Here is a 9,857-nt window from a genome sequence, read left to right as displayed (position 1 = left end):
GAAGAAACTCTGGCTCAACAAATTCAACGGCGGCACCGCTGCGGTTTACATCGAGCCCAGCGGTCCCGAGTCCGCGGCGGCTTCCGGCGTCGCCGTGGCAGGTCTCGTGGCGGGCTTGTGGTCGTTCATCGGCGCGGTTCTCCATTCCCAGTCAGGTCGGACGAGTTCAGGTGCGGGAGCGGTCCGTGCTGCCGCGAGCCGCCTCCGCGAAGGGCTCGGCTTCACGGAACGGTGCGGGCGATGAGGTGCAGCCGGTCCCCGGCGAGGCCGTCGCGGAGTTCGGCACCGGGCTGCCAAGCCGGTTCGGTGCGCGGGCCGGGCTCGTCGAACAGCGCGAGCACCTCGAAACCGGCGTGTTCCAGCACGTGCCGCAGTTCCTGCGGGAACAGCAGCCGCCAAGCGGACCGCTGGGTCAGCGGCCGCGGGTTGCCGGGCCAGTCCCAGATCCGTTCGCGGCGCAGAAGCTGTTCCGCGTGGTCGATCCACAACCGGGTGCTGGAGTGGTAGGACACGCCTTCCCAGCTGAGGGTGCGCTCGCGCGGCCCGTCCAGAAGTTCGGTGTTGCCAAGGAAAAACGATCCGTTGCGCATTTCCGCGACCAGCAGCCCGCCGGGACGCAGATGCCTGCGGCAGCGGTCCAGGAAGGAGTCCAATTCGGCATTGCTGTGGCAGTACAGGAAAGCGCTGTCGAGGCAGGTGACGACGTCGAAGACCGCGCCGAGGTCGAACTCCCGCATGTCCGCGACGATGAAGTCGGCTTCGCGGCACCGCGCCGCGGCGTGCTCCACCATGCGCGGCGAGTTGTCCAGCCCAGTGACGTCGTAGCCGTGCTGCGTCCAGCAGGCCGCGTCGCGCCCGGTGCCGCACCCCACGTCGAGCAGTTCGCGGCCGCCGCCGAACCGGCCGAGCATGTCCAGCACGAAACGCGCCGCGAGCCGGTCTGCGTCGGGGAACTGCGCCTCGTAGAGCTCGGGGTTGTCGGTCAGGAAGTTGGCGTCGTGCGACAACTCGGGTCTCCCGATGGTTTGGGTCGTCCGGCTGATCCGGTCGGTTCGGCTGATCCGGACGTCGCAGGGCCGACGAGTCCGTTGCGCTCCAGGGCGAACACGGCGATTCCGGACACCAGGCCGATCAGCGCGCACAGCGCGGACGGCGCCCACGGCCACGCACCGCCAGCCGCATCGCTGAGCCAACCGATCGCCGCGTTGCCCGCTGCGGCGGTGATCCCGGAAGCGAGGTAGAAAACCCCGAAATACGTGCCCGACAACGATCCGAGCCCGAATGCGGGGATGAGTTCGTTGACGAACGGCTGCGCCAGCATCAGCCCGCCGGTGAGCACCAGCGCCGCCAGCAGCACCGGAGACAACCGCAGCAACGTCTCGGCGGCACCGCTCGCGGAATCCGCCGGCGCGACCAGCGCCGCTCCGAGAGCGGTGGCCACGAAGGCCAGGCCCATCAGCACCATTCCGATGGCGATCGCGTTGCCCCGGCTGCACCTGTGCTGGAACCACCGGGTGATCCGCACCTGCAGCGCAAGGCTGGCCACTGTGGACACGAGGAACACCGCGGCCACGGTGCCGCTGGACCCGGTGAGCCGGGCGGCCTCCATCGGCAGCACCAGGTAGAGCTGGTTCTGCAACGCGAACATCCCGGTCAGCGCGAGCGTGAACACCAGGAAGCGGCGGTCGCTGAGCACTCTCCGCCAATCCGCCAGCACCGTGGTGGACCGCCGCGGTACCGCTCGCGGCGGCAGCACGGCGAGCTGCGCGATGGTCAACAGCGCGAACAGCACCGCCGCGACGACCGCCGAGGTCGCGAAACCGACGACGACGAGCGCGCTGCCCAGCAACGGCCCCAGCAGCGCGCCGGTATTGGCGAACACGTTGAACAGGGAGAACGCCTCGGCGCGCCGATCCCCCGCCTCTTCGGCGAGGTATGCCCGCACCGCCGGGTTGAACAACGCCCCGGCAAGTCCGCTGAGGACGGAGGCGAACAGCAGCACGGGCAGCGAGGTCCCGAGCGCGAACAGCCCGAACCCGACCGTGCGCAGCGCGCAACCAGCGATGATCACGCCGCGCGCGCCGAGCCGGTCCGATGCGGTGCCGCCGAGCAGGAACAGCCCCTGCTGGCTCAGGTTGCGCACCCCCAGCACCACCCCGACCAGCGCCGCGGACATCCCCAGGTCGTGCCCGAGGTACCCGGACAGGTAAGGGATGAGCAGGTAGAAGCCGGTGTTCACGCCGAGCTGGTTGACCAGCAGCACCTGCACCGCCAGCGGAAAGCTGCGGATCAGCCGCCACGTGCTCATAACGCCCGCCTCGGGCGCACGCCCAACCCCGGTTCGCCGCTGAGCCGCAGCACGCCGTCGGTGCCGCCGATGCCCTCCCACGGGTCTTCGGCGAGCAGCAGATGCCCGTCGAGATCGACCCAGCCGGCCAGGCCTGCCAGGTGCACCGCGGGCGCGATGCCGAGCGAACTCGCGACCAGGCAGCCGAGCATCACGTCCACACCGGCTCCCCGCGCCGTCGTGATGAGTTCACTCGCCGCCTGCAAGCCACCGCATTTGGCGAGCTTGATGTTCACGCCGTGCACCGACGAACCGAGTTCGCGCACGTCCGCCAGCGACGCCGCGTCCTCGTCGGCGATCACCGGGATCGGGCTGCGCTGCGCCACCCAGCCGAGCCGTTCCTTGTCGCCGGGCGCGATGGGCTGTTCCACGGCGGAAACGCCGTACTGCTCGGCGGTTTCGAGGAACCGCAGCGCCTGCTCGGGTTCCCACGCACCGTTCGGGTCGAGCAGGAGCCGGGCGTTCGGCGCCGCGGCGCGGATCGCCGCGAGCCTGCTGAGGTCGTCTCCACCGCGCTCCCCGGCAGCAGCACCGATTTTGATCTTGAGGACGCGGAAGCCCTGGCCGGTGAGGTCGACCGCGGTCCGCACCGCCTGCTCGGCCGGCACGATCCCGATGGTGCAGGCGGTGGGTACGTCCCCGGGCGGCGGCGCGCCGAGCAGCTCGTGCACCGCGATTCCGTTGCGCAGCGCGAGCAGCTCGTGCAGCGCAGCGTCCACAGCGGACAGCACGCCGGGGGCGAGCCGCGCCGACCACGCGGGCAGCTCGCCGAGGAAGTCGGCCGGGTCGTCGCAGCGTTGCACCGCCGGCTGCAACCCGGCGAGCTGCTCGATGATCCGTGCTTCATCCAGCTCGTAGTAGACGCTGGTGACGGCTTCGCCGCGCCCGACGTGCTCGCCGTCGGAGAGCTCGACGCACACCGCACCGCGTTCATGCATCACCGAGCGCGAGATCCGGAACGGTTCGCGCAGCAGCAACTTCTCGCTGTGCCAACGGATTCTCATGCCGGTACCTCCACCGCCGACGCCGGGTCGTGCACCGCTCGGCAACGCGCCCACCCGTGCACTTCCAACGCCTGCGGGTGCGCGATCTCGACCGGACGATTCGCGATCGGCCGGTCCAGCAGCCCGTTCGCGCGGCAGAAGTCGTCGTTGAAGATCGAGTCCAGGTAGCGCTGCGGCCCGTCCGGAAAGACCGTGACGACCCGCGTTCCCACTTCGCGCCGGGCCGCCCACGCCGCGACCAGCGCGACCGCCCCGGTGCTCCACCCGCCGCTGACGAACGAGTGCGCGGCCAGCCTGCGGCAGGAGTCGACGGCCTCACCGGGACCGACCCAGTGCACTTCGTCGAACTCTCCGTAAGCCACGTTGCGCGGGAAGATGCTGCTGCCGAGCCCGCGCATGATCCGGTGCCGCGCAGGCTGGCCGAAGATGGTGGAGCCGACCGTGTCCACTCCGATCAGCCGCAGCCGCGGCCAATGCCGCCGCAGCGTGCGAACCGCGCCCGCGCTGTGCCCGCCGGAACCGACGCTGCACACCAGCACGTCAGCGGTGCCCAGTTCCGCCACGATCTCCTCGGCGAGTCCGTGGTACCCGGCCGGGTTGTCCGGGTTGTTGTACTGGTCCGGCCAATAGGCACCGGGCAGCTCCGCGCACAGCTCGCGGACCCGCTCCAGCCGTGCTTGCTGCCACCCGCCCACCGGGTGCGGCCGGTCGACCACCTCCACGCGGGCGCCGTGCGCGCGCAGCAGCGAGCGCATGCTGCTTTCCAGTTCGCGGTCCACGACCAGGACGATCGGGTGCCCCAGCGCCTGCCCGGCGAAGACCAGCCCGACGCCGAGGGTGCCGCTGGTGGACTCCACGACGGGCGCACCGGGCCGGAGTTCGCCGCGCGACCGGGCTCCGCGCAGCATCGACACCGCCGCCCGCGCCTTCATCCCGCCCGCGCTGAGGCATTCCAGCTTCGCCCAGAAGCCCGGGTGCTGGTCCGGCAGCGGGGTGTGCACGTGCGCCAGCGGCGTTCCCCGCAGCAGCGACAGCAGACCCGGGTTGGTCGGCTCGGTCAACGAACGTCCTCCTGCGGTGCGGTCGAGTACCGGTAGATCGCGGTGGGCCCGCCGTCGAGCCAGAAGAACGGGTACGGCTCGGCGGACACGGCGGTGACCCCGGAGCCGATGAACCACGGCAGGGCGGCGCTACCGGTCTGGGCGAACAGTGCGAGCGGTTTGCCGGTTCGGCGGCAATGTTCGAGCAGCGGCGGGAACGTGCCGGTGCCTGCGACCATGCCGGAGGCAAGCACCGCGTCGCATCCGTCCACTTCGGACATCGCGGCGGTGCCGATCGGCTCGCCCCACTCCGTTTCGCCGCCTTTGCGGTCGCACGGGAGGTAGTCGATGCCGCGCTCGCGCAGCCGTTGCAACAGCGAGTTGACCACTCCGATCACCAGCACCCGGCGCACGCCCGGCGGCAGCAGCGACACGACGGATTCCGCGCGCTGCAAGGACTTCTGCAACGAAGTGCCGCGCTGCACGACGACCTGCTCGGCGTGCTCGCGGTGCGGGCGGCGCCACATGAGGTAGGCGTCGAGCGCGGCGATCCGCACCGCGATCTCGTCGTGCCGCAGCAATTCGCGCACCGGCGCCCCGGCGCAGTCGACGACCAGCTCGTCGGTGAGCGCACCCGGTTCCACCGCGCACGATCCGACGGCGTCCTCGACCCGCAGGCTCAGCACGTGGTTGCGGTAGCCGCGCTCGCGTCCGGCGTGCCGGACCCCTTGCTGGGTCAGGAAACCGACGCTCACCTCCGCGTGCGCGATCGCGTCCCCGGCCGCTCCGTCCGCTACGACCGCTGCTAACTCGTCCAGCGACCCCGGCTCCGGGCTCATGCCCCGACCCGGTCTTCGGCGTAGACGACGTCGAGCGCGGCGATGGCGGCTTCCGCGCGCGAGCGCGCGGCACCGAGCAGCGGGTCGGTGACCATGACGTGCCCGAGGTAGTTGTTGTTACTGGTCGCCGCGCCCGCGACGTGGCCTTGCTGCTTGCACGCGAAGTCCACGACACCGGTCGCATCGGCGACCTGCTCGGCGCCCCGGATCTCGTGCACCGGCCCGGGCCGCGGCGGCAGCAGGAAGGAGATCGCAGCGCTCGCGGCACCGGTGCGGACCTCGCGCAGCGCGGGCTCTTCCCCGAGGGCCAGCTGCGCGTGCACGGCCGGGAGGTCGATGCCCGCGACCCGGCGGATCAGCTCGGTGATCTGGTTGCCCGCCGGACGCGGGTTGACCTCGACCACGCGCGGACCGTCCGGGGTCAGCTTGATCTCGGTGTGCGTGACGGTGTTGTCCAGGCCCAGCGCCTCGATCGCGGCGACGGCGGTCGCGGTGACCTCGCGCTCGACGGCCGCGTCCAGATCGGCGGGGAACATGTGCCCGGTCTCGACGAACCAGGGCGAACCGGCGACGCTCTTGTCGGTCACGCCGACGACGGTGGTGCGCCCGCGCGCGGTGACGGCTTCGACGCTCACTTCCGGGCCGGTGAGCAGTTCCTCCAGCAGCACGGTGCTGCTGCGGCGCTGACCGCGCGCGTTGACCGGGAAACCGGCCAGATCGCCCGCTGCCGCGCGCAACTCGTCGGCGTCGGCGACCTTGCGCACGAACATCCCCGCGCACAGGTCGACCGGCTTGACCACCAGCGGGAAGCCGAGCGCGGTCGCGGCTTCGACCAGCCCGGAGGGGCTGTCGGCGAGCGCGAACGCCGGTCCGGGCACGCCGGCCTCGCGCAGCGCGAGCCGGGTGCGGTCCTTGTTGCAGGCGGCTTCCACCGCTTGCGGCGGGGAGCCGGGCAGGCCGAGTCGTTCGGCGATGTGCGCGGCGGCGACCAGGTAGTAGTCGCACGAGGTCAGCACGCCGTCGAAGCCGAGCGCCGGTTGCAGGCCCGCGACGTGCTCGACCAGTTCTGGCAGTTCGTTGGTCTCGCTGCCGAGCACGTTGCGGGCACCGAGCAGCGGGTGCGCACCGGGTTGCTGCCAGGCGCGCAAGTAGTGGTGCACGTCCCTGGTCAGAAAGCTGAAGTGGTGCCCGGATTCCCGTATGCCGCGGGGCAGCAGCGTGCTCATCGCTCCGACCCAGCTCTCCACCATCAGCAGGTGACCCACTTCGACTCCATCCGCCCGATTGCCAGCAGCGGACAGTAACGATAATCATGTTCAATAGAGCTTCGCAAACCCCATTCAGGTAACGATGGAGTCACCCGTAGTGATCACTGCTGCTCGTGCGCTCTCCGGCGCACTGCTCATCCCGCTGCTCAGCTCGGCCGCACCTGCGGCCCCACCCGCAGGACCCGGGCCAGCTGACTCCGCCGCGCCAGCGACGGCGACACCGGAGACCGTCCACTTCGGACCTTGCCCGGCGGACGTGACCGACTCCCCCGAAGTCCAATGCGGACAAGTACGGGTTCCGCTGGATTACGCGCGGCCGGACGGGCCGCAGATCCCCATCGCGATCTCGCGCATCCGCGCTTCCGGCCCGGAGTCCGAGCACCGCGGCGCACTGCTGGTCAACCCCGGTGGTCCAGGCGGCACCGGCCTGGACTACGCGGAGAGCAAACGCGCCCAACTGCCCGATTCCGTGCGCCGCGCCTACGACATCGTCGGTTTCGATCCGCGCGGAGTCGGCCGCAGCGCGCCGGTCGACTGCGGCCCCGCCGGTGGCCTGTTCGAGCATCCGCGCCCCGATCCGGTGCCTGCCGGGCCCGCGGAGGAGCGGGCGTACCTCGACGGGCTCCGCCGGCTCGCCGACGACTGCGCCCGCGGTGCCGGAGCCGAGCTGGAGCACATCAACACCGCGAACACCGCCCGCGACATGGACCGGATCCGGAACGCGCTGGGCCAACCGAAGCTGAACTACCTCGGCGTCTCCTACGGGACCTATCTCGGCGCCGCCTACGCGGCCGAGTTCCCGCGGCGCACCGGGCGCATGGTGCTGGACAGCGTGGTCGGGCCGGACCAGTGGCACCGGTTCGACGTGCGGCAGGGATTCGCCATGATCCGCCAACGCGACGTGCTGTTCGACTGGATCGCGGCACATCCCGAGTTCGGCCTCGGCACCGATCGGGACGCGGTGCGCGCGCACTACCTGGCGGCTCGCGATCGGCTGCCCGCGGGCGAGCTGGGCGCCGACGAGTTCGACCGCGCCGTCTACCGCGCGCTCTCGCGCACCGAGCGGTGGAAGCCGTTCGCCGAAGCCCTCGCCCACCTGCTGCGCACGGGTGACGGCGCGCAGCTGTCGGCGGAGGACGACCGCAACTACGAGGCCGCGCTGCGAACGGTCAAGTGCGCCGACAGCAGGCGGCCGACACCGGCCGAGGTGATCGGTTCAGTGCGGGCGCTGCGCGCCGCCGATCCGCAGCCGGTGCTGACCGGCCTGGAAGCCACCACCTGCGCCTTCTGGGCGCCTCCGCGGGAAACGCCGCGCTTCGGGCATCCGGCGATGCCGCCGGTGCTGCTTACCCAGGCCGAGCACGATCCGACGACGCCGCTGGACGGTGCGCTGCGGATGCGCGACGAGCTGCCCGGTTCGCGGATCGCCGTGCTGGACGAGAGCTACTCGCACGGCGCGTTCGCCAGCCAGCGCAGCGCCTGCTTAGACGGGACCGCCGCGCGGTACCTGCTGACCGGGGAGCTGCCCGGACGGGACGTGCGCTGCGCCGGTCCCGGACTCCCGTGAGGTTGTTCCGCGACGAGCCGAGCCACACGTAATGATGAAATTCGCGACGACCTCGAGCGCGGCGCCGGAGTCTTCCCCGGAACCTCCGGCGCCGCGGCGCGCAACGGGAATCCGCAGTGCAATACGGGCTCTGCCGGAAAGGCGGCGGATCGCTGCGGAGAACGCCGGGAACCACCGCGGTCGATCACGCTGCATAATCGTTTACACGAACGGGTGACGCAGCGGCCGCGAAATCGGCCGGAATCCCAGCACTATCGGTGCCCACCTCGGCCGGAAATGCCCCGCCGAACGACCGACATCTTCCGAGATCCGGACGAACGAGCAGGTCAGCCGGGTCCGCGCGAAGATCCGGACGAGTTCGACCGGTGCGATAAAGTTTCCGGCGCCAAGGATCTCCGCAGCACGTATTTGCCGAACCCCGAACGAACTCGAACCGCGAACCCTCGAACCGCGAACCGCAGCGCCGACCAGCCGGAAACCTCCATCCGGCGGCGAACGCCCCGACGCGACCGCGCCCCCGAAGCCCGCTCGGCCGTTGCGGTCGGCAGGCGCTGCGGTCTGTGCAAACGGGCGAAGATGAGGACGGTCCAATGAACGATCACCGATCCGGCTCTGCCCAATTCGATTGGCTGGTCAGCGATTTCGTCGAGCGCGTACCCGGCGTCGCGCACGCTGTCGTGGTCTCCGCGGACGGACTGCTGCTGACCGCGTCGCAACGGCTGCCGGACGACCGCGCCGACCAGCTCGCCGCCGTGTCGTCCGGGCTGCTGAGCCTCACCCAGGGCGCCGCCAGGTGCTTCGCGGCAGGCGAGGTCACCGAGACCATCGTGGAGATGGAGCACGGGATGCTGATCCAGATGGGCATCGGCGACGGCTCATGCCTGACCGCGCTGGCCTCGCCGCGCTGCGACATGGGACTGGTCGCCTACGAGATGACGATGCTGGTCGAACGCGCAGGGCAACGGCTCACCCCGCAGCTGCGCGCCGAACACGCCGAGCCGATCCCCGGTCCGCGCGCATGACGCAGGTCGACGGCCCCCAGCTCGAGGGCACCCAGCTCGGGAACTCCCGATTCGAGGCCGCCGCGGACGCGCCGGTCGCGCACCGCGTTCCGGTGGACTCCGGCGGCACCACCGCGGTCAAGATCCTGATCGCCGGGGGCTTCGGCGTCGGCAAGACGACCTTCGTGCGCGCGGTGTCGGACATCCGGGCGGTCAACACCGAAGCCGAGCTGAGCGAGTCCGGCAAGCTCATCGACGACGTCGGCTACACCCCGGCGAAGCGAACCACCACGGTCGCCATGGACTTCGGCCGGGTGAGCCTGGACGACGACCTGCAGCTGCACCTGTTCGGCACCCCCGGCCAGAACCGGTTCTACTTCATGTGGGACGACCTGGTCAGCGGCTCGATCGGCGCGATCGTGCTCGCCGACACCCGGCGGCTGGCGGATTCGTTCCCGGCGATCGACTTCCTGGAATCGCGCGACCTGCCGTACGTGGTCGGGCTGAACGGCTTCGACGACGTGCTGCACCACGAGGTCGCGGCGGTGCGCGAGGCGGCCGCTCTCGACGAGGACGTTCCGGTGATCCGCTGCGACGCGCGCAGCCGGGAGTCGGCCAAGAAGATGCTGATCACGTTGGTCAGCTACGCGATGCGCCGCTGGGCAGATCGCACCGGCTGAGCAACGGCTCCCCTGCCGCACGGCCCGCTGCGCCTCCACGGTTCAGGCGAGCGTGAGCCAGTCGACGAGGTCGCCGGTCCGCCGCCGCGCCCGCACGGCCGCGGCCAGCCG

At 70.9% G+C, this 9,857-nt stretch carries 9 protein-coding genes; 3 read left to right on the top strand and 6 right to left on the bottom strand.

Annotated elements, in window-relative coordinates; genetic code table 11:
• Positions 1-221: 221 nt before the first annotated feature.
• Genes IJH84_RS15960 through IJH84_RS15935 form a run of 6 tightly spaced genes read right to left on the bottom strand, consistent with a single transcriptional unit; the run spans position 222 to position 6,495 of the window.
• Entirely contained in the window at positions 222-1,007 is a 786-nt protein-coding gene (locus tag IJH84_RS15960; RefSeq protein WP_295145822.1) for a class I SAM-dependent methyltransferase, read from the bottom strand.
• Positions 983-2,308 carry an MFS transporter gene (locus IJH84_RS15955; protein WP_295145820.1) on the bottom strand — a complete coding sequence of 442 codons (1,326 nt, stop codon included), beginning with the start codon at positions 2,306-2,308 and terminating at the stop codon, positions 983-985. Before IJH84_RS15955 ends, IJH84_RS15960 begins: the two co-directional genes overlap by 25 nt.
• Entirely contained in the window at positions 2,305-3,351 is a 1,047-nt protein-coding gene (locus IJH84_RS15950) for a dipeptide epimerase (protein WP_295145818.1), read from the bottom strand. The genes IJH84_RS15955 and IJH84_RS15950 overlap by 4 nt, the downstream gene beginning before the upstream one ends.
• Entirely contained in the window at positions 3,348-4,412 is a 1,065-nt protein-coding gene (locus tag IJH84_RS15945) for a PLP-dependent cysteine synthase family protein (protein WP_295145816.1), read from the bottom strand. Before IJH84_RS15945 ends, IJH84_RS15950 begins: the two co-directional genes overlap by 4 nt.
• Positions 4,409-5,230, bottom strand: a complete 822-nt coding sequence (locus IJH84_RS15940) for a hypothetical protein (protein WP_295145814.1) — start codon at positions 5,228-5,230, stop codon at positions 4,409-4,411. Before IJH84_RS15940 ends, IJH84_RS15945 begins: the two co-directional genes overlap by 4 nt.
• Positions 5,227-6,495: an ATP-grasp domain-containing protein gene (locus IJH84_RS15935; RefSeq protein WP_200073166.1), complete on the bottom strand. Its 1,269-nt coding sequence runs from the start codon at positions 6,493-6,495 to the stop codon at positions 5,227-5,229. Before IJH84_RS15935 ends, IJH84_RS15940 begins: the two co-directional genes overlap by 4 nt.
• Positions 6,496-6,754: 259 nt before the next feature.
• On the opposite strand from IJH84_RS15935, the gene IJH84_RS15930 reads away from it, so the two are divergent.
• From IJH84_RS15930 to IJH84_RS15920, 3 genes are all read left to right on the top strand, one after another.
• Entirely contained in the window at positions 6,755-8,065 is a 1,311-nt protein-coding gene (locus tag IJH84_RS15930) for an alpha/beta hydrolase (protein ID WP_295145811.1), read from the top strand.
• Positions 8,066-8,655: 590 nt separating this feature from the next.
• Entirely contained in the window at positions 8,656-9,087 is a 432-nt protein-coding gene (locus IJH84_RS15925; protein ID WP_200073168.1) for a roadblock/LC7 domain-containing protein, read from the top strand.
• Positions 9,084-9,746: an ATP/GTP-binding protein gene (locus IJH84_RS15920; RefSeq protein ID WP_200073169.1), complete on the top strand. Its 663-nt coding sequence runs from the start codon at positions 9,084-9,086 to the stop codon at positions 9,744-9,746. The genes IJH84_RS15925 and IJH84_RS15920 overlap by 4 nt, the downstream gene beginning before the upstream one ends.
• The last annotated feature ends 111 nt before the right edge of the window (positions 9,747-9,857 follow it).

The organism is Saccharopolyspora sp. (assembly GCF_017434145.1).
GTDB classification, from domain to species: Bacteria; Actinomycetota; Actinomycetes; order Mycobacteriales; family Pseudonocardiaceae; genus Saccharopolyspora_C; species Saccharopolyspora_C galaxeae.
This window is presented reverse-complemented; position numbering and strand designations above follow the sequence as displayed.